Genomic DNA, 19,726 nt, shown 5'->3' with positions numbered 1-19,726 from the left:
CTCGTCGGAATTACGTACCGACAGGCGTGATCTGACCGGATCTCACGATTGCGATCGCGGCGGCCATTTTGAGGATCTCGCCGGGAACGTACGGGAGCACGCCGGCCGTAATGGCTGCCCAGGGTGCCAGCTCGAACAGCCACGCCAGGTAGGCAGCCCCCATGCCGTAGATGACGATCGTCGCCATAACGAGCGCGACGACGACGATCGGAAACGGGGCGGTACGGAGATCACGCAGCGTCGTTCCACGGTGAACGACGAGGCCGGTCACGGCCGCAGCGACCGGATAGGCCCACAGATAGCCGGCCGTGTCTCCGACCAGGATGCCGAATCCGGACTCCATCCCGGCGAATACCGGGACGCCGACGGCACCCGCCGCGAGGTACAGCAGGATCGACATCGTCCCCCAGACAGGTCCCAGAACGAGCCCGGCGAGGAAGACGAACAGCACCTGAAGCGTGATCGGCGGTGCCCCGGAGATAGGAACCGGAATCGTTACCAGCACCGACGCGCCCATCAGCGCCGCGAGCATCGCCGCCCGAGCGAACTGTCGGACGACGGTGTCGTCGACCAATTCGACCGAATTCCGTTCCGTTGCCATACCCTCGCTCTCTCGTAAACCGGGATCAAGACTTCGGTTTCCGAAGACAGTGGAAAGCAGATTGACAGGTCATCTCGAGCCGTGTCCCTCGCGAAATCGATTTCCGAGCGGTCCGAAACAACGTGCTTCTACTCGGACCATGCAACTATCACGGCTCCTGTCAGGTTTCCCGTATTCTGTGGCTGGAAGCCCTCATCCTTCCGTCCACGTCGACCTCGAGTTCGGTCGAGGCGGGTAATGGTTGCTTGTCTCGGTTCGGGAACTGAAACGAACGGCGGTCTTATGCGCTCTTTCGACCCCGTGATGGAGAAATGCGTCTCGGTAGTAGGTGGACTGTCGATCGGTGGAATCGCGTCGCGAAACCGGGTCTCAAACGTGCCGACGACGGGACGACGCTCCGTTGCCGAACGGGGTGGCGTGTCCGCGAGCGTGCGGTTCGAGGACGCCTGGCCACGGCAGCTGCAGCGGAAAGAGAGGGTACAGTGGGAGGACCGTCCCGATGAGACGGACCCGAACCACGATCGCGGTCGTTCTGGTTACGGCTGCGATGGTCGGAAGCGCCATCGCGCTGCCGGTACTCGGCGGCGGCCTCGAAACCGCTGGACAGGACGATCGCGCGGCTGTCGAACCCTTGCCCGCGGATGGGACAGGACCGTTACAGGCCGCGTTTCAGGAGGACCAGGGCGGTTCACAGCCGGCAGTCGACGCCGCGTTCGATCCGGTGGACCCGCCCGCGACCGGGATAGACGATGCTGCGACGGCGGACGACGGGAACGCACGGGCCGTGGTGCAGGCTGACCACGAGGAAGCCCTCGAGGAAGGGGTCAGCGAGGGAGTCGCGCTCGTCCAGTCACAGGGCGTCGAGGTGACCCAGGAACAGCGGGCGGCAGCGCTCGAGGGCGCGCGAGAAGCGGCCGCGCAGTATCAGACCGTCGAGGCCGAGCAGGTCCAGGCGGCGACGAAAGGTGCAGTCCACGGCACGTTGATCCAGAAACAGTCGGTGAACGCGACGCAGATTCAGTACGCGGTGGGCGGCGCGGTCGACGGCGGGCTCTCGCAGTCCCAGTCGGTGAACGCGACCCAGCTGCAGAGCGCGACCTGGGGAGGGGCACACGGCGCGATCGCCCAGAGCCAGCACGTGACCGTCGAACAGCTGCAGGTCGCGACCAGCGGCGCGGCCGCGGGTGCCGCGAGCGAGGCCGGCGCGAAAGACGTCGGTGCCGTCGGGACGATTCAGGAAGCTGCGCAGGGGGCGGCGTACGGCGTCCTGACGCAGTACCAGACGATTTCGGCCGAACAGCGCCAGCGAGTGACCCTCGAGCACGTCCAACACGCGGCGGCCGGGGCCGCGGCGGGAGCGCTCGAGGGGAGCACGCGTGCGGTGCTCGAACAGGAACAACGAGCGGACGTTCGACAGGAGCAACGAGCCGACGGGCGGCAGGGGGCGGGCCTCGAGGTCAAACAACGCCAGCGGGTGACGATCAAACAGGTGCAGACGGCCGCAGCCGGGGCGGCGAAGGGTGCGCTCGTGCAGGAACAGGCGGTCTCGGTCGAGCAGACGCAGGCCGCTGCCCGCGGTGCGAGCCGCGGCTCGCTGAAACAGCTCCAATCGGTCAGCATCGAGCAGTTCCAGCGGATCTCGATCGGGCAAGTCGGGGAAGCGTCCTCCGGTGCCGCGACGGGTTCGATTTCCCAGAGCCAGGACGCGACCGTCGAGCAGATCCAGGCCGCCGCTGACGGGAGCGCGGGCGGCGTGCTCCAGCGGCAGTCGGTGTCGGTCACCCAGATCCAGTCGGCTGCGATCGGTGCCGCGGAGGGTGCGGTCACCAGCGCGGTCCAGCGCCAGGAGGTGTCACTCGAGCAGGTACAGGCCGCGGCGTTCGGTGCCGGTTCGGGCGCGGTGGCCCAGACGCAACTCGTCGACGTGACGCAGGTCCAGCGCCTCGCCCAGGGCGGCGCGAGCGGCGCGCTCGTCCAGTCACAGGAGGCGACGGTCACGCAGGTCCAGACGGCGGCACGGATCGCGACCGTGGAGACGGCTCGAGTCGTCCAGTCCCAGCGGATCGGTATCACGCAACTCCAGACGCTGACGCAGGAGACGGCGGCCGACGCGACCGCTTATGCCATTCGGGAGGACACCGACGACGTCACGGTGATCTCCCAACGCGTCGAAGTCGACGTCGTCCAGCGGATCGAGACGATCGATAGGGTCGAGGGAACGGCTTCGATCGACTTCCGTGACCAGGAGTCCGACGGGGAGACCGTCACTATCGAGAACGTCTCCCTCTCGGATGGCGGCTTCGTGGCCGTCTACGGGGGGATCGCCGTCGACGCCGATCCCGACGATATCCTCGGCGTCTCGAGCTATCTCGAGGCGGGCGATCACGAGAACGTCACGGTCGAACTCGACGAGCCGCTGGCGGAGACCACGTCGCTCGTGGCCGTCGTCCATCACGATACGAACGACGACGAAACCTTCGGGTACGCCGACTCCGGTGGCGAGGAGGACGTCCCGTACGTCGCCGAGAGCGGGGCACCGGTACTCGACGGCGCGTTCGTAACGGTGGTGGACGAACCGGGCGACGCTCCCGAGGCGACGCTGTCGGTCTCGGATCAGGTCGGCGACGGTGAAACGCTCGAGGTCGAGGCGGCGAACGCCTCGGTCCCGTACACCGTGACCGCGGAGTACGACGGGAACGCAGTCGAGAGCGACATGTTCGACGCCGACGAAGGGGTGACTGACCTCACGCTCGACCTCGAGCCGCCACTCGAGGCGAACGCGACCGTCGACGTCTCCGTCGTCGGCGAGGACGGGACGACGCTCGCGAACGACTCCATCGAGTATACCGTCGCGGACGAACCCGTCGACGAGCCGACGGCGACGCTTTCGGTCGACGATCAGGACGGCGAGGGAGATACCCTCGAGATCGACGCGGCGAGTGCGTCCGTGCCATACGTCATCGCAGCCGAATACGACGGCGAACGGGTCGACAGCGAACAGTTCGAAGCGAACGAGACGGTCGCGGAACGGACGCTCGACCTCGAGCCGCCACTCGAGGCGAACACGAGCGTCGACGTCTCCGTTCGCGCTGCGGCCGACGACGCGGTGCTGGCAACCGACACGATCGAGTACACGGTCGTCGAACCCGATCCCGCGGGCCCCACGGCGAACCTCACGGTGGCCGATCAGACGGGTGACGGCGAGACGATTACCGTCACCGCGGCCAACGCGTCGGTCGAGTACGCCCTCACGGTCACCGACGAGAACGGCACGCAACTCGCCGAGAGCGAGACGTTTTCGGCCAATCGGACGATCGGCCCGACGGAGTTGGCTCTCGAGCCACCCCTCGAGGAGAACGCGACGCTGGACGTCGCCGTCGTCGCGGCCGCGGACGGAACGCCCATCGAGACGGATTCCGTCGCGTACACGGTCGACAGCGAACTCGAGTCGTTCGACGTCGAGTTCGAGAGTTGCTCGCGAGCAGTGGTCACCGCCTCGCTCGAGGAGGGCGACCAGGTCGCCGCGAGCACCGGCTTCTACGATCAGGCGGGCTTCGGGAACACCATCATCGAAGATTACGTTTCCGTCGGCGAGGACGTCGACGCACCGTTTACGGGCACGATCGTCTTCGAGATCGGTGAGGAACGCGACGTGACGACCGACGGCGACGAGGTGCTCGTCGAGGTGCCCGACTACGGCACGTTCGGCACGTACATCTCCGGTATCAGTTCGCCCGAGGCGATCCCCTTCGCCGGAATCGACTACCCGAATCCGTCGGCGAGGGCGTGCGACGAGGAAGCTCGACCGGAACTCCCGTCGCTTTCGGTCGAGGAAACGACACCGACCGACGACGGCATCGACGTGACGTTCGGCTACGAGAACCCGAACGATGCGGCGATCGCCGGAAACAGTCAGTTCGTGGCGGGAACGACGACCGACGAACCGCCGAGCGAACTCGAACCCGGCGAGGGAACGGTCACGGTCGAGTGGACGCCCGAGAGCGACGACGAACGGCTCGTCTGGGAAGTCGACCTCGCGAACTACGGCTACGACGACCCGGTGACTGCGGCCACGCCGCCCGCCGGCGAGATCGAACCGTCAGATCCCGCGAACTTCAGCGTCTCGATCGCCGACGTATCGAGCTCCATCGAACAGGGTGAGCAACTCGAGGTCGAAACCGAGATCGAAAACGTCGGCGGCGAGGCGGGCACCCAGAACGTCTCGCTCGCGGTCGACGACCGCACGGTCGACTCGGAATCGATCGCCCTCGAACCCGGCGAGACCCAGGCCGTCTCGTTATCGACCGAGACGGACGATCTCGAGCCCGGCGAGTACACGATCGAGGTTTCGACCGACAACGAGACTGCCGAGGCGACGGTCACCGTCGAGGAAAGCGGTGAACCGGCGACGTTCGCCGTCGCCGACGTGTCAGCGCCTGCGAGCGGGGAGCCCGGCGAGGAAGTGACGGTGACAGCGACGGTCGAAAATCAGGGCGACCTCGAGGGAACGCAGACGGTGACCTATAGCGTCGACGAGCAGCCCGTCGCCGAAGCCACCGTGACGCTCGCGGGCGGGGAAGCGGCCGAGATCGAGTTCTCGTCGACGTTGCCGGCGGGCGCGTCGACGCACACGATCACGACCGACGACGATCAGGCGTCGGTGACGATCGAAGCGACTCCACCGGCGGAACCGGGACCACCGGCGGAACCCGGCCCACCCGACGAGTCGGGACCACCGGAGGAACCTGGACCGCCCGCAGAACCGGGGCCGCCCGACGAGCCGGGACCACCGGAGGAACCGGGACCGCCCGCAGAACCGGGACCACCCGACGAGCCGGGGCCGCCGGCGGAACCCGGGCTGCCTGCAGAATCGGACTCCCCCGAAGAATCGGGATCGCCCGGAGAAGCCGCTGTCCGCGCCGACCGGGACATCTCCCGGTGGCGGTGACGGATAGCCGTTGCTGACTCTCTCGAGTCGCCGTTCCCCCGCTGACCCGTCCGCTACGATCGTTCGGTGGAGGGGACTACTCGAGCGCCGGAGCGTGTCGTGGCCGTCAGTGCTGGTGGCCGGTCGCCTCGCCGAACGTGACGCCGAACCGTTCCTCGAAGAGATCCATCACGCGGGCCTCCTGGGCCTCGAGTTCCTCGTCAGCGTCCTCGCCGTGGTGGACGATGTGGTGGGCGCGGCTGGCAAAGGAGAGCAATACGACGTCGCCGACCGTTTCGGTGTCGGTCTGATCGCCCTCGGCGACGAGGTCGATGAGGCCGGATGGAACCGTCACCTCGTCGGTCTCGCCGTCTTCGGAACTGATCGAGAAGGTCGTCGTCTGGACTTCGTCTGTCATACTTCTACGGTCGGGAACCCTCCGTAAAGATGCTGTGGCTTGCACCAGAGCTTGAGGGGACCGCGTCGGAGGGCCAGACGACGTCGAACTGGCGTGATACGGTCTCCTGTCCGTCAGTGCCGGTGGGACCGGGACCGCCCTGCGGTCCCACCGGGAGATCGGGACAGCAAACCGTATGAGACGTCGGCCCCCCCGTGGCGTTTTTGCTCGTCGACGACGAACGCTCGACTATGCCATCCGTCGAACTCGAGGAAGAGACGATCGAACGGCTGGATGCACTGCGCGTCGACGACGAATCCGACGACGAACTCATCAACGAACTCATCAACATCTACGAAACGAGCGAGTACACGCTCTTTCATGCCGGCGACTGAGGAGCACGCCGGCCGGTCGGCCTCCGATTGATTCGTGGCGGCTTACTCGTCGCCAGCCGTGCGCCGAATCGTCTCCCACTTCCCCTTCGATTCGAGGTGGGACTGGAGTTCGTCGGCGTACTCCTGTGTGAGCCGCTCGGCCGCCTCGCGTTGTTCTCTCTCCGACGGACCGCTGTTGCCGCCGATGCCGAGTGCACCCATGATCGAGTCGAACACGCCGCCGCCCGACGAACTCGAGCCACCACCGTCCCCCTGTCCGCCCATCGCGCCCATCCCCGTCTGTACGTTCTCGAGTTCGGGGATGATTCCGTCTATCTTGTCGGTGTTGGCCACGATTCGTGCCCGATCGGGATCGTCGGGGTGCTCGATCTCGAACTCCGTGGCGGTCATGATCAGGCTCCACTGCTGGTTGGAAAACTGCGACGACTCGATCCGCGTCGAGAACTCCTGATCGACGGTCATTCGCTCCCCGACGATCCGGTCCGTCCACGGGTTGTCGCTCATGGCCCCCGGTTTGATCGGTGGCTGTATCAGCGTTTCCCCTCGCCCTGCTCGGCGGACGCTGTCGCTCGCGTTCACCGGTCCGAGGGGAGTGAATCCGCTGTTCGCGTTCCACAACTCGTCAATCTGCTCGACACTCTTTCGCGGTAGAACAACGTTCATATGGAATCTCGTTGTATGATATCATGTCCCACAATGTACGACCGCATTCTCGTTCCCACCGACGGCTCACGGGAGGTCGAGCGCGCGCTCGAGTACGCGTTCGATCTCGCGGAGCGACACGACGCGACGGTTCGTGCGCTCTACGTCGTGAACGCGGCCGGCTACGGCGGACTGCCCATGGAAACAGCCCTCGAGGGAGTCAGCGATGCGCTTCGCGAGGAAGGTCGGTCGGCGATCCGTCGCGTCGAGGAACTCGCACCGGACGACGTGACGGTCGAAACCCAGGTTCTCGAGGGGACACCGAGTCAGGTCATCGTCCGGGAAGCCGATCCGTCGGCGTGCGATCTGGTCGTGATGGGGACCCACGGCCGCGGCGGAATCGATCGGCTGTTGCTCGGCAGCGTCACGGAACGGGTCGTCCGACGGGCCTCGGTTCCCGTACTAACGGTGCAGGTCGATCCCGACGAGATTGACGAGTGGGACGACGAGCCGCGACTCGCCGTCGAGTGACGGGACCGAACCGGTCCGTCTCCGCCGACCGGAATCGGGTTCGACCGGCCGCGGTACGCCGCCGGAACCGAGTGGGAACTCCTACTGGCCGTCCGACAGCGCTGCCGGGAGAAACGGTCCCACGTCGTCGTGGACGAACTCGACGTAGTCGTCGTTCAATCGCCTGCAGAACAGCGTGAACGTCCCGTCGGAGTCGATGGTCTCGAGTTTCGACTGACCGGAGGAGGGGTCGTAGTAGGCGGGAACGAACACGGCCGTCCGTCTATCGGGATCCTTCTCGACGACGAGCAGGTAGATCATCCTGCCGTGCTCAGCACGGAAGACGTCCACGTCCGCGAACACGCAGTCCGCGGTCAGTGACTCGAGTTCCTCGTACTCGGGGTCCGGAAGGACCACGTCGAGGCCCGTCCGCATCTCGGAGTCGACGAGGACGGAGTCCCCGGGATGGAGCTCGAGGGCCGTCCAGCCGTCGTCGCGGTACTCCTCTGCGGTCGCCGCCATGTCCTCGATGACGGACTCCCAACCGGACTGTGCCGGACCGTTGCTGGGAGTCTCAGCCGCCGGATTCTCGCTCATGTCTGCATCGCGTGCATCACCGGAGATAAACGTTACCCAAATCCCGCAAACTATTTCATTATTGACTCGAGAACTGCTTTCAGTGAGCGATCTTCTATCCGTCTCCGGACTTCGCACGCAGTTCGATACCAAACGTGGCGCGGTGAAAGCCGTCGACGGTATCGACCTCACGATCGAGGAGGGCGAAACGGTCGGCCTCGTCGGCGAGTCCGGTTCTGGCAAGAGCGTGACCGCACTCTCAGCAATGGACCTCGTGGACGACCCTGGCGATGTCGTGGCCGGGCGCGTGTCCTTACGGCGCGCGAAGCTCGCCGCCGAGCTCGCAGTCGAGTTCGACGATGCCGTCGTTCCCTACCCCTTCGAACTCGTGGACGCCGTTCGGGAACTCGTCGCGGACCTCCGCATCGACGAGGGGGTGAGGTCGGCCGGGTCGGAACTGCGCGGCATGGCCGCCGACCTCACCGACCACGACGACCCTGCGGCGCTCGCACCGGCCCTCCGCAACGCCGCCGACCGACTCGACGGTGGGACGGACGAGTCGACGGTCGCGGACACCCTCGAGGAGGCGGTCGAGGACGCCGCCGACGGGTTCGTTTACCTGGACGAGGCGGCGCGCGACCGATTCGAGCGCGGCTCGAACGGCGACCCGCCCGCGGTCGAGGAGGGCGTCGTCGATCTGACGGCCGCGCCCGAGGAGGCGATGCGGAAGGTCCGGGGCAGCGAAATGGGGATGATCTTCCAGGACCCGATGACGTCGCTGAACCCCGCGGTGACCGTCGGCGAACAGGTCGCGGAATCCCTGCGACTCCACCAGTACGGCGAACGGAAACGGGACACGTGGGTAAACGCCATCCGGGAGATCCTCCCGAAATTCCGTGGCAAAGAGCATGACGAGGAGGTCATGGCGGATGTCGTCGAGATCCTCACCGAGGTCGGCATCCCGGAGGCGACGACGCGCCTCGAAGAATATCCCCACGAGTTCTCCGGTGGCATGCGCCAGCGCGTCCTCATCGCGATCGCGCTCGCGTGCCAGCCGAGCCTCCTCATCGCCGACGAGCCCACGACCGCCCTCGACGTGACCATCCAGGCCCAGATACTCGACCTCATCGACGACCTCCAGGAGGAGTTCGGGATGTCGGTGCTGATGATCACCCACGACCTCGGCGTGGTCGCGGAGACTTGCGACCGAGTCGCGGTGATGTACGCCGGCGAAATCGTCGAAGAAGGCCCTGTCGAGGAGATTTTCACCAACCCGAGCCACCCGTACACGTACACGCTGCTGGAGTCGATCCCCACGGAGGAGAAAGACCGTCTGACGCCCATCGAGGGCAACGTCCCCGACCTCATCGACATGCCCGACGGCTGCCACTTCGCAGATCGGTGTCCGTGGGCCCAACCCGAGTGTCGCGACGGCGAGATCCCGTTCCGCCAGCACGGTCCGGACGACATCGACCACCGCTCGAAGTGTATACTCGAGTCCTTCGACGAGGACGAGTACGGCAACGAGGGCGTCGCCTCCGGCGTCGAACACGACGTCGGCGAGCCCATCGTCGAGCTCCGCGAGATGCGGAAGTACTATCAGCAGGAAGACGGCGTCCTCGACCGGTTCCTCGGCGAGAAACCGAGCGTAAAGGCCGTCGACGGCGTGAGCTTCGACGTTCACGAGGGCGAGACGCTCGGACTGGTCGGCGAGTCCGGCTGTGGCAAGTCGACTGCCGGTCGTGCCATCCTCCACCTCAATCCGCCGACGGACGGGACGGTGGTGTTCGCCGGTGAAGAACTCGGCGACCTCTCGAAGTCGGAACTCCGGGAGAAGCGCAAGGACATGCAGATGGTGTTCCAGGACCCGATGTCGAGTCTCGATCCGCGGATGACCGTCGGGCAGACCATCATGGAGCCGCTGAAGATACACGGTCTCCCGGAGACCGATCCCGACGTGGCGACGCGCGCTGCGGTTTCGACGACGGGTATCTCGGCGGATGCGGTGTCCGTCGACGTCGCGGACAACGTGGACGCGTTACTCGGGAGTACCGACGGGGAGGTCGTCGTCCCCGTGGAGGTCGCTGTCGCAGACGGCGACGTTACCGTGGACGTCGAGGGCGCACTCGACGTGACGACGGATGTCACGCGCGAGGACGGCCGCATCACGAGCGTACAGGTGGACGTGTCTGCGGGGGGCTCGAAGCGCACGCTCCGCCGTCGCCGCGTCTTCCAGCTCCTCGAGGAGGTCGGGCTCGACGAGAGTCAGTACGGCCGCTATCCCCACGAGCTCTCCGGCGGGCAGCGCCAGCGCGTCGGTATCGCTCGCGCCCTGGCGGTGGATCCGGATTTCATCGTCGCCGACGAGCCGGTGTCGGCACTGGACGTATCGGTCCAGGCCCAGATCATCAATCTCCTGGAGGACCTCCAAGAGGAGTTCGGGTTGACGTACCTGTTCATCGCACACGATCTCTCGGTCGTCAGGCATATCTCGGATCGCGTGGCCGTGATGTACCTCGGCGAGATCGTCGAAATCGCGGCGACCGACGAACTGTTCGCGGACCCGAAACACCCGTACACGAACGCGTTGCTGTCGGCGATCCCCGAGCCGGATCCCCTGGCCGATACCGACGACCGCACCATCCTGAAGGGTGACGTCCCCTCCCCCATCGATCCGCCATCGGGCTGTCACTTCCGGACGCGGTGTCCGTCGATCGTTCCACCCGCGGACCTCGACATCGAACAGGAGCGCTACCGCGAAGTCATGTTCTACCGACAGCGCGTGGAGTCCCGCGACATCGATCTCGAGGCGGCTCGGGAGAAAGCCCCCGATGAGGCACCAGCGGCCCGCGCGGTCGCGGATGGCGGCAGTAGCTTCGCGGCGGCCCTCGACGCACAGTTCTTCGACGGGCCGCTGTCAGGTCGGGCTCGCGAGGCCGTCGACGCGTCCTACCGCCATCTCGACGACGGCGATTGGGACGCCGCCGCGGCCGTCCTCGCGGACACGTTCGAAAGCGTCTGCGAGCGGTCGAACCCCCCACTCGAGGACGGAGACCATCCGGCAGCCTGCCATCTCTTCACCGACGCCGAGTAAACGGGCCGAGTCCACGCCGCTGTGCCAGTTGTCCTCCGGTACCGGTTCCGTAAGCGGCCAGCACGGCCCCGAAATAGTTTCCCACAACTTAATTAAATATTTAGCCCAATGCGGGGAAAAATTGGTCAATTTGGACTTCTTTTGTCCGTCAACTGTTTAATTCCCATGCGCATCCGTAAGTACTATATACATCGATGCACGCCGTAGTGTTATGTCAGGCGATAGTGGCCAATTTGACAGACGTAGTTTCCTGAAGTCCGCCGGTAGCGCGACGGTCGTCGCAACCGCAGCGAGTTCTCTTTCCGGCTGTCTCGGCGGCGACAGTGGTGGCAATGGCAGCACGCTCCGGTACGGCCGCAGTGCACACTCGAAAACCCTCGACCCACAGAACACGACCAGCGGCGAGGTCTCGAAAGTCACGAACCAGATTTACGACGGACTCATCGATTTCAAACCCGGCGAGGCGGCCATCACGAAGAGCCTCGCGACCGACTGGTCGATGGACGGCAAAGACGTCACGCTCGAGCTCCGCGAGGACGCCCAGTTCGACGACGGGACCGACTTCACCGCCGACGACTTCATCGCGACCTACCGGCGGTTCGTCGACGAGGAGTACGAGTACTACGCCGAGGAGAGTTCCGTCTACGGGCCGTTCACGCTCGGTAACTGGATCGACTCCGTTTCGGCCGACGGCGACTACACGCTGAACATCACGCTTAAGAGCCCCTACGCACCGTTCGTGCGAAATCTCGCGATGTTCGCTGCCGTCGTCCTCCCCAAAGACGGTATCGAGAACGACTTCGACTTCACCGCGGACGCCAACGGAACCGGCCCGTTCCAGCTCGATGAACTCGACGACTCGAACGGCCGTATCCTGCTGACCCCCAACGACAACTACTGGGGCGATGGCCCGAACGTGGACGAACTCTTGTTCCTCGAGCGCGGCCAGAACTCGACGCGCACGCAGGCGCTCGTCGAGGGCGAACTCGATATCATCGACAACCTCGGTCCCGACAACATCGGCACGGTCGAGGAATCCGATGCCGCCAAGGTTCAGTCCGGACAGGGTATCAACGTCGGCTACATGTCGATGAACCAGTCCCGGATGGAGGCGTTCCGCGATCCCAAGGTCCGGAAAGCGATCAGTTACGCCATCGACACCGAATCCATCGTCAACGAGGTCTACTCCGGTATCGCGGAACAGGCCGACCAGCCGTGTCCGCCGGCTCTCTTCGGACACAACGACGATCTCAGTCCGTACGCCTACGATCCGGAGGAGGCCCAGTCCCTGCTGGACGAAACGGAGTACAGTGACGGGTTCTCCTTCGACTTGACGACCTTCCAGAACGCTCGTGGCTACAACCCGGCACCGCTTCCGACGGCGGAAACCATCCGAACGAACCTCGGCGAGATCGGCATCGATGTCACTATCGACGAACGGCAGTTCTCGGACTACCTCACCTACACTGCCGAGGGGAAACACGACGCGTCCCTGGCCGGCTGGTACACGGACAACGCCGACCCGGACAACTTCTACTACGTCCTCCTCCACCCGCAAGTCGAGTCCCCCGACGGACAGGATTGGGTCGACTGGGGAACGGAGGGATTCAACACGTCCAACCGGAGCGCGTGGGCGAACCAGGACTACATGGAACTCGTCGAGAAAGCCCAACAGACGGCAGACAAGGACGAGCGTACCACCCTCTACCACGAGGCGGCCCAGATCGCTCGCGAGGAAGCGCCGTGGGTCTTCATCGACTACGCCGACGAGGTCCGGGGCGTTCGTAACAACGTGAACAATTACACGATTTCGGCTATCGGTGGTCCACACCTCCACCTGGTCGACCTCGAGTAGGCTTCCAGTTGACGGAAACGTTTGAAAATCCTACACGTACATCCGAATAATGGTCTCAAAGCGGTTCGTAGCCAAACGTCTGCTGTTGCTCGGTCCGGTGTTGTTCGGAGTGGCAACAGTCGTCTTCGCTATCCTCCACCTCTCGCCGGGAGATCCTGCGGTAGCCATCGCGGGCCAACGGGCGAGCCAGGAGTTCATCGAACAGGTTCGAACGGATCTCGGACTCAACGATCCGTTGTGGCAACAATACGTCCGATTCCTCCAGGACACCGCGACGCTGGATTTCGGACAATCCTACCAGGTCCGGCGTGGCACCGATGTGAGTGACATCCTCGCCGACCGGCTCCCGATCACCATCGAGCTCGCAATTCTCGGACAGGCTGCGGGTCTACTGTTCGGGCTCCCGCTCGGTATATTGAGCGCCGTCAAACAGGACACGCTGACCGACCACTTCTCCCGGATCGGGGCCCTCGCAGGTATCAGCGTCCCGATCTACTGGAGCGGTCCGCTCCTCATACTGCTGTTCGCCCAGATTCTGGGCGTGCTGCCGACGAGTGGCCGTATCGGGTCGACGTACTTCATCGATTCGACGACCGGGTTCATCCTCGTCGACACGCTGCTGGCCGGGGACATGGCTGCGTTCCAGTCCGCTGCTCGCCATCTGCTCATGCCAGTCGTCGTCCTCGGTATCTATTCGATGGCGTTTATCTCCCGAATGATGCGGTCGTCGATGCTGGAGGTCGTCCGACAGGACTACATGCGGACGGCCCGCGCGAAGGGGCAAGGCGCGAAGACGACCGTCATGAAACACGGGCTCCGGAACGCGTTTATCCCCGTTATCACCATCATCGGTATCCAGTTCGGCTCGATGCTCGGCGGCTCCGTACTGACCGAGACCGTCTTCGAGATCAACGGCATCGGGACGCTGCTCGTGTCCGCGATCAACCAGAGCGACTACCCGGTGGTACAGGCGACCGTTCTCGTGTTCGCGTTCATGTACACGATCGTGAATCTCTTCGTCGACATCACGTACTCCATCCTCGACCCACGGATCGACCAATGAGCACGGAAACCCAATCGTCAGACATCGAGCGCAGTACTGTGGATCGCATCCGCGCCAGTCCGTTCCTCACGGAACTGCTGTCGAATCGCATCGCCGTGATCGGTCTCGCCATCATCGGTGGGATGTTCGCCGTCGCCATCTACGCGCGGTTCGCGTACGATCTCGGCGCGATCGTCAGCACCCAGTTCGGGACGAACCCGACGAAAGCAGGCCCGAGCGCGGAGTTCTGGTTCGGGACCGACGGACAGGCCCGCGACATCTTCCCCCGTGTCCTCTATGGTGCGTGGTTCGCGCTGAAATTCGGGACCGCGACCGTCCTCGCGTCCACGGTCCTCGGCATCACTGCCGGCATCGTCGCCGCCTACTACGGCGACCTCACGGACAACGTTATCATGCGGACGATGGACGTGTTGCTGTCGTTCCCGTCGCTGCTACTGGCGCTTGCACTCGTCACGATCTTCCCCGATTCGCTGGGGCTGTGGCGTGCGGTCGCCGCGCTCACCCTCGTCTACACGCCGCGGTTCGCCCGCGTCGTCCGCGGCGCAGCGCTCAAAGTCCTCGAGGACGAGTACATCGAGGCGACGCGCGCCCTCGGTGCGACCGATCCGCGGCTGTTGATTCGCCACGTCCTGCCCAACTGCCTGGCACCGATCACCGTCCAGTCGACGCTGAACTACGGCCTGGCGATCATCGACATCGCGGCGCTGTCGTTCCTCGGGTTCGGTGCGAGCCCCGGCGACCCCTCGTGGGGAATGATGCTCTCCGAGGGTGTCCAGCGGGGCCTGTTCTCGGGGGCCTGGTGGTGGTCGTTCTTCCCAGGGCTGTTCCTCGCACTCACCGTGTTGGGATTCAATCTCCTCGGCGACGGGATGCGAGACGCCCTCGACCCCCGCATGAGGGATGCCGTCGACTGATTCTCGCGTCCCCTCGGAGCCCCTCCTCGAGCGCACTCGCGCGCTCGTGGTCGCTGCTGCTCGCTGGGCTGCCGTCGGCGGCGTCGTCGGTGTCGCCGTCTCGCTCGCGCTGCTGACGATCTGGTCGCCGCGAGCCGCGACCGACACGGCGTTCGCACTCGGCGCGCTCGTTCTCGGGTTCGGCGTCACCGCGTGGTCGACGGCGGTCGGTCTCGGGAGAACCATCGAGGGGATGAAGGACCGACTCGAGGTCAGCTCCGGCTGGACGGAGGCCGGTGCTCGCGAGGCGTTTTTCGTGCTGTCGTGGGTGGGTGCAGGGTGGGTCGTCGCCGCAGCCGCCAGTTCGATCCTCCTCGGCGTCTGAGCGACGGTCCATCCGCCACGCCCTGCGTTCGTCTCGCCGCTCAGACGGGACGCAGGTGTTCGCAGTCGCCCGCCGAGACAGTCACCCGCTCGTCGTCGGTCTCGATGACGAGCGCGCCGGAATCCGTTACGTCGACCGCCTCGCCGACGACCTCGCCCTCGGAACGGTCGACCCGCACGCGCTGGCCGAGCGTCAGCGCCAGTTCGCGCCACGCGGGGACGACCGTCTCGAGATCGGTCCGGTACCGATCGAACTCCTCGAGGAGCCGCTGGACGAAGTGGCGGCGATCGATGTCGCCGGCCTCGTCGCGGATGCTGGTCGCACCCTCGGGGAGCCCGTCGGAATCGAGGTTCGCGTTGACACCGATACCGGGAACGAGCCAGTCCACCCGATCGGTCTGGCCTTCCATCTCCGTGAGAATCCCCGCGAGCTTCCGGTAGTCTCCGTCCTCGCCGACCGGGACGATCACGTCGTTTGGCCACTTGATCCGGGCGTCGACGCCGGCTTCTCGCGCAACCGTCGCGATCGCGACCGCCGCTGCGAGCGTGTACAGCGGCGCTCGGGCGGGTGTGATAGTCGGCCGCGTTACGACACTCACCCAGACGCCGCCCGATGGTGCGGACCACTCGCGGTCGAGGCGGCCGCGACTGCCGGTCTGTTCGTTCGCGACGACGGCGACGTCCGTTTCTCCCTCGTTCGCGAGTTCCCGCGCGCGGTCGTTCGTACTTCCCACGGAGTCGTGGTAGTCGATCGAAAACGGTGCCTCGAGTTCGAACTCGATCGCCGGGGCGTTGTAGGCGTCGACGGCCGTGAGTTCGTACCCGTTGGCCCCGCTCTCGATCTCGAACTCCGACTCGCGAAGCCCCTCGATGTGCTTCCAGACGGCCGCCCGCGAAATATCGAGCGAGTCGGCCAGTTCGGGTCCGGACACCGGACCGTCCGCGAGTGACTTGAGGATCGCTCGTCGCGTCTCGTTCATAGCCTCGCAAGGGGCCCGCCCGTACTTCAATCGGCGGGGTTCGATCGATCTCGAGCCCACTGTTCCCAGCCTCCCGTCCCGGTTTGGCTGCCGGTCCCTCGGCTTTTGCCGGTCGTAATCCAAACGCCACACGGGCGAACCACGCTCGCGGCGACTCTGTGACTCGGAGAGCGCCGTCCGCACACATCGCCACGGTCGGGTTCTGACGGCCTCGGCCGTATTGCTGTGCGTCTATATAGTAGCAACTGAAAGTCATTGCACACCTGATCGCACGACAGCGTTGCGATCAGTGTGTAAATCGTTTCAGTTGCTACTATAGCAACTGATCGGCGATGATGTTCTTCTGGATCTCGCTCGTCCCGTCGTAGATCTTCGTGATCCGGGCGTCCCGGTAGAAGCGCTCGACCGGGTGATCCGAGACGTAGCCCGCACCGCCGTGTACCTGTAGCGCCTCGTCGGTGACGTCGACGGCCCGCTCGCTCGCGAACAGTTTCGCCATCGAGGCGAGCCGCGTCGCGCGGTCGTCGTCGCCCGACTCGAGGGCGGCCCCCGCCCGATAGGCGAGCGACCGCGCCGCCTCGACGTTCGTCGCCATCTCGGCGATCTTGTGCCGGATCGCCTGAAACTCCGAGATCGGTTGGTCGAACTGTTCGCGCTCCTGTGCGTAGGCGATCGCTTCCTCGAGAGCGGCCTGTGCCACGCCGGTCGCCTGAGCAGCGACGTCGGCGCGAGCGGGTGCGAAAAAACGCATGAGCTGGTAGAACCCCTCGTCGACCTCGCCGACGACGTTTGCCTCGGGGACGCGGAGGCCATCGAGGACGATCTCGGCGGTATCCTGTGCCTTGATCCCGAGTTTGTTCGTGATCGCGGTCGCCTCGTAGCCGTCGACATCCGTTGGGGTGAGGAACGCGGTGATTCCGTTGTGGCCCTTCTCGGGCGACGTTTTGGCCATGACGATCGCCACCTCGGCGACGGTGCCGTTGGTGATCCACATCTTCCCCCCGTCGATCACCCACTCGGTCCCGTCTTTCCTGGCGCGCGTTTCCATTCCCGCAACGTTCGACCCGTGTGCGGGTTCGGAAATCCCGGTCGCGATCGGCGTCTCACCCGCGGTAACCCGCGGCAGCCACTCCTCGCACATCCAGTCGTCGCCGTACTCGACGAGCATCCCGGTACCGAAGTCCGCTGCGGCGATCGAGCCGCCGACGCCGGGATCTGCGCGCCAGAGTTCCTCGGTGACGATGATCGTCGCAATCGGGTCCATCCCCGCGCCGCCGTACGCCTCGGGAACGTGGGGTGCGACGAGGTCGAGGTCGGCCGCTGCCGCGAGCAATTCGGACGGATAGCGGTGTTCGGCTTCGTACTCCGCGGCGACTGGCCGGATCTCTGCATCCCCGAACGCCCGGACCGCGTCGCGGATCGCTCGTTGCTCCGCAGTGAGGTGAAACGACATACCACGATCTCGGGCGGGAGGATCGTCAATCCATCGGCGAGCGGCGGTGAAACGGCATCAGTGACGGAGCCGAGACGCGGTGTCACCGTTCGCAGAAGCGAAGTACCGTCTCCGAATACCGAGCGTCTGCCCTTGCTATCCAAGGGGAAACGGGCCAGTGCTGTGGAGTCAATAGTCTCGTATGAAACGCGGAGGCCGTCGGCCGAAAAACGCCGTCGAAGTCGAGTTTCGCGTTTACGATCCGTCGTACCCGTTTATCGACGCGTCGCAGGCCGAGAACTGCCGGCTCGATCTCGAAGTGCTCTTTCCGCATTCGGACGACGGGTTCGTCGAATACTTCACCCTGAACGGTGCCCCGCCGGAGCGAATCCTGGACAGGATCGACCGGACCGACGGGGTCGATGCACACCTGGTCGCGCGACACGACGACGGCGGTCGGTTGCAGTTCCACGTCCGGGACCGCTGTGTCGCGATAACCGTCGTCGATTTCGGGGCGATCCCGCGGCTCGTCGAGGCGGACAGCGGTACCGGCCGTATCGTCGCAGAAGTCTCCTCACGGACAGAGGCCGCCGAACTCGTCGATCGGTTCGGACGGGAGCATCCGACCGCGACCGTCGACGACTGCTACAGCCGACAGCAATCGACGCCGCTCTTTGCCCACCACGACTTCAAACAGACCGTTATCGATTCGCTCACTGACAGGCAGCGAGAGGTGTTTCTGGTCGCATACATGAACGGCTACTACGACTGGCCGCGGAAACACGAGGCGACCGAACTCGCCGACAAACTGGATATCACGCTCGCGACCTTCTCACAGCATCTCCGGGCCGTCGAAGGAACAATATTCAGTCTCCTCCTCGATACCGACGACGAACGCGTCTTCGTCGAGTAACCTCGAGCGTCGAGGGGACCGACCGGTTAGTCTCGAATCTCGCGTAGCTTCTCACGGCCCGGCGCGATCAGTTCGTCGAGGTAGGTCGCGAGGGTCCCCTTCGCGTCGGCGGGATGGAGCTCGCCCGACTCGAGGTCCGCGGCCAGCGCCTCGTACTCCTCGTAGGTCAGGTCGCCGCCGTACTTCTCGGGTCGCTCGACGACGATCTCGTCGAATCGCGGGAAGACGTGGTACTCGAAGAGTTCGAGAACGGGGTTCTCGAGGTCGCCCTCGGGGTCCCGCGTCGGCGGACAGAACGCCGCGTTGACCTTCTCCTCGAGGTCCGCGGTCGAGTCTTCCATCGAAATCGTGATCCCCTCACTCGAGGACATCTTCCCCTCGCCGCTGGTGAGGTCGGCGACGATCGGCGTGTGAAGCGCGGGGCGGACCTCGTACTCGAGGTCGGGCAGCTTCTCGCGGGCGAGCATGTGGACCTTGCGCTGGTCTAACCCACCGACCGCCAGATCGAGATCGAGGTACTCGATGTCCAAGGTCTGCATCAACGGGTAGACGAGGTGACTCACCTTGGCCGTCTCGTCGCCCTGGATCTCGGCCATCGCACGCTGGGCGCGGTTCATCGTCGTCTCGCGCTCGAGGTGGTGGAGATCGAGCGTGTACTCCTCCTCGAGTTGGAACTCGGAGCCGTAGACGAACTCGGCGTTGTCCTCGTCGAGCCCGTAGGCGAGGAACTGGGCTTTCATCTGCTCGGCGGTCTCCCGGATCTCCTCGAAGGTCCCCTTCTCGTTGAGGTAAGCGTGAACGTCCGCGAGCAGGATGACGACCTCCATCCCCGCGTCCTGAAGATCGATGAGCTTGTTCGCCGTCAGGAGGTGGCCGAGGTGGAGCACGCCGGAGGGTTCGTAGCCGACGTAGGCGCGTTTCCCCGCGGGATCCTCCGCGAGGTCGCGGACCTCCTCGTCGGTGACGACCTCCTCGGCGTTTCGCGTGAGTAGCTCGTAGCTGTCCATACGTGGCTGGAACCGGAGGAGGAATTTATAGCTCCTGATAGCCGCTCCGGCTCGAGG

Annotated in this window: 16 protein-coding genes; 9 read left to right on the top strand and 7 right to left on the bottom strand. The window is 65.0% G+C overall.

Going from position 1 to position 19,726, the window contains the following annotated elements:
- Positions 1–10 precede the first annotated feature (10 nt).
- Positions 11–601, bottom strand: a complete 591-nt coding sequence (locus tag CP557_RS13845) for a biotin transporter BioY (protein WP_097380447.1) — start codon at positions 599–601, stop codon at positions 11–13.
- Between the two features lie 499 nt (positions 602–1,100).
- Between CP557_RS13845 and CP557_RS13840 the strand changes: the two genes are divergently transcribed.
- A complete protein-coding gene (locus tag CP557_RS13840) occupies positions 1,101–5,549 on the top strand; it encodes a DUF7282 domain-containing protein (protein WP_097380446.1) in 4,449 nt (1,482 codons plus the stop codon).
- A 106-nt stretch (positions 5,550–5,655) separates the two neighbouring features.
- Here CP557_RS13840 and CP557_RS13835 read toward each other — a convergent pair whose 3' ends face one another.
- The gene (locus tag CP557_RS13835) at positions 5,656–5,946 is read right to left on the bottom strand and encodes a DUF7545 family protein (protein ID WP_097380445.1); all 291 of its coding nucleotides are present in this window, start codon (positions 5,944–5,946) and stop codon (positions 5,656–5,658) included.
- 230 nt (positions 5,947–6,176) lie between these two features.
- On the opposite strand from CP557_RS13835, the gene CP557_RS22605 reads away from it, so the two are divergent.
- The gene (locus CP557_RS22605) at positions 6,177–6,320 is read left to right on the top strand and encodes a DUF7557 family protein (RefSeq protein ID WP_169924383.1); all 144 of its coding nucleotides are present in this window, start codon (positions 6,177–6,179) and stop codon (positions 6,318–6,320) included.
- 42 nt (positions 6,321–6,362) lie between these two features.
- On the opposite strand, the gene CP557_RS13825 is transcribed toward CP557_RS22605, so the two are convergent.
- The gene (locus tag CP557_RS13825) at positions 6,363–6,824 is read right to left on the bottom strand and encodes a DUF5799 family protein (protein ID WP_097381648.1); all 462 of its coding nucleotides are present in this window, start codon (positions 6,822–6,824) and stop codon (positions 6,363–6,365) included.
- A 192-nt stretch (positions 6,825–7,016) separates the two neighbouring features.
- Between CP557_RS13825 and CP557_RS13820 the strand changes: the two genes are divergently transcribed.
- Positions 7,017–7,493: a universal stress protein gene (locus CP557_RS13820; RefSeq protein WP_097380443.1), complete on the top strand. Its 477-nt coding sequence runs from the start codon at positions 7,017–7,019 to the stop codon at positions 7,491–7,493.
- Between the two features lie 81 nt (positions 7,494–7,574).
- Here the strand turns inward: CP557_RS13820 and CP557_RS13815 are convergent, their stop codons facing one another.
- Positions 7,575–8,069, bottom strand: a complete 495-nt coding sequence (locus tag CP557_RS13815) for a DUF7529 family protein (protein WP_097380442.1) — start codon at positions 8,067–8,069, stop codon at positions 7,575–7,577.
- Positions 8,070–8,151: 82 nt separating this feature from the next.
- Between CP557_RS13815 and CP557_RS23290 the strand changes: the two genes are divergently transcribed.
- From CP557_RS23290 to CP557_RS13790, 5 genes are all read left to right on the top strand, one after another.
- Positions 8,152–11,142 (top strand): dipeptide ABC transporter ATP-binding protein, encoded by a 2,991-nt coding sequence (locus tag CP557_RS23290; protein ID WP_097380441.1) that lies wholly within the window; start codon positions 8,152–8,154, stop codon positions 11,140–11,142.
- A gap of 211 nt (positions 11,143–11,353) precedes the next feature.
- The gene (locus tag CP557_RS13805) at positions 11,354–12,997 is read left to right on the top strand and encodes an ABC transporter substrate-binding protein (RefSeq protein WP_097380440.1); all 1,644 of its coding nucleotides are present in this window, start codon (positions 11,354–11,356) and stop codon (positions 12,995–12,997) included.
- A gap of 49 nt (positions 12,998–13,046) precedes the next feature.
- The gene (locus CP557_RS13800) at positions 13,047–14,060 is read left to right on the top strand and encodes an ABC transporter permease (RefSeq protein ID WP_097380439.1); all 1,014 of its coding nucleotides are present in this window, start codon (positions 13,047–13,049) and stop codon (positions 14,058–14,060) included.
- Complete coding sequence (locus CP557_RS13795) at positions 14,057–14,974, top strand: ABC transporter permease (protein WP_097380438.1); 918 nt, start codon at positions 14,057–14,059, stop codon at positions 14,972–14,974. Before CP557_RS13800 ends, CP557_RS13795 begins: the two co-directional genes overlap by 4 nt.
- On the top strand, positions 14,961–15,338 hold the full coding sequence (locus tag CP557_RS13790; protein ID WP_097380437.1) for a DUF7268 family protein: 378 nt from the start codon (positions 14,961–14,963) through the stop codon (positions 15,336–15,338). Before CP557_RS13795 ends, CP557_RS13790 begins: the two co-directional genes overlap by 14 nt.
- A 40-nt stretch (positions 15,339–15,378) precedes the next feature.
- Here the strand turns inward: CP557_RS13790 and CP557_RS13785 are convergent, their stop codons facing one another.
- Together CP557_RS13785 and CP557_RS13780 are read right to left on the bottom strand one after the other, a co-directional pair.
- The gene (locus tag CP557_RS13785; protein ID WP_097380436.1) at positions 15,379–16,317 is read right to left on the bottom strand and encodes a biotin--[acetyl-CoA-carboxylase] ligase; all 939 of its coding nucleotides are present in this window, start codon (positions 16,315–16,317) and stop codon (positions 15,379–15,381) included.
- A 313-nt stretch (positions 16,318–16,630) separates the two neighbouring features.
- Positions 16,631–17,770, bottom strand: coding sequence for an acyl-CoA dehydrogenase family protein (locus CP557_RS13780; RefSeq protein ID WP_097380435.1), 1,140 nt, complete (start codon positions 17,768–17,770; stop codon positions 16,631–16,633).
- A 181-nt stretch (positions 17,771–17,951) separates the two neighbouring features.
- Here CP557_RS13780 and CP557_RS13775 point away from each other — a divergent pair, with 181 nt between their 5' ends.
- Positions 17,952–18,662 (top strand): helix-turn-helix domain-containing protein, encoded by a 711-nt coding sequence (locus CP557_RS13775; RefSeq protein WP_097380434.1) that lies wholly within the window; start codon positions 17,952–17,954, stop codon positions 18,660–18,662.
- A gap of 26 nt (positions 18,663–18,688) precedes the next feature.
- Here the strand turns inward: CP557_RS13775 and CP557_RS13770 are convergent, their stop codons facing one another.
- Positions 18,689–19,669, bottom strand: a complete 981-nt coding sequence (locus tag CP557_RS13770) for a tyrosine--tRNA ligase (RefSeq protein WP_097380433.1) — start codon at positions 19,667–19,669, stop codon at positions 18,689–18,691.
- Between the last annotated feature and the right edge of the window lie 57 nt (positions 19,670–19,726).

Origin of the sequence: Natrinema ejinorense (assembly GCF_002494345.1) — an archaeon.
Lineage (GTDB): Archaea > Halobacteriota > Halobacteria > Halobacteriales > Natrialbaceae > Natrinema > Natrinema longum.
Note: the sequence above shows the minus strand (reverse complement) of the source record. Positions and strands in the feature narration are given on the sequence as shown.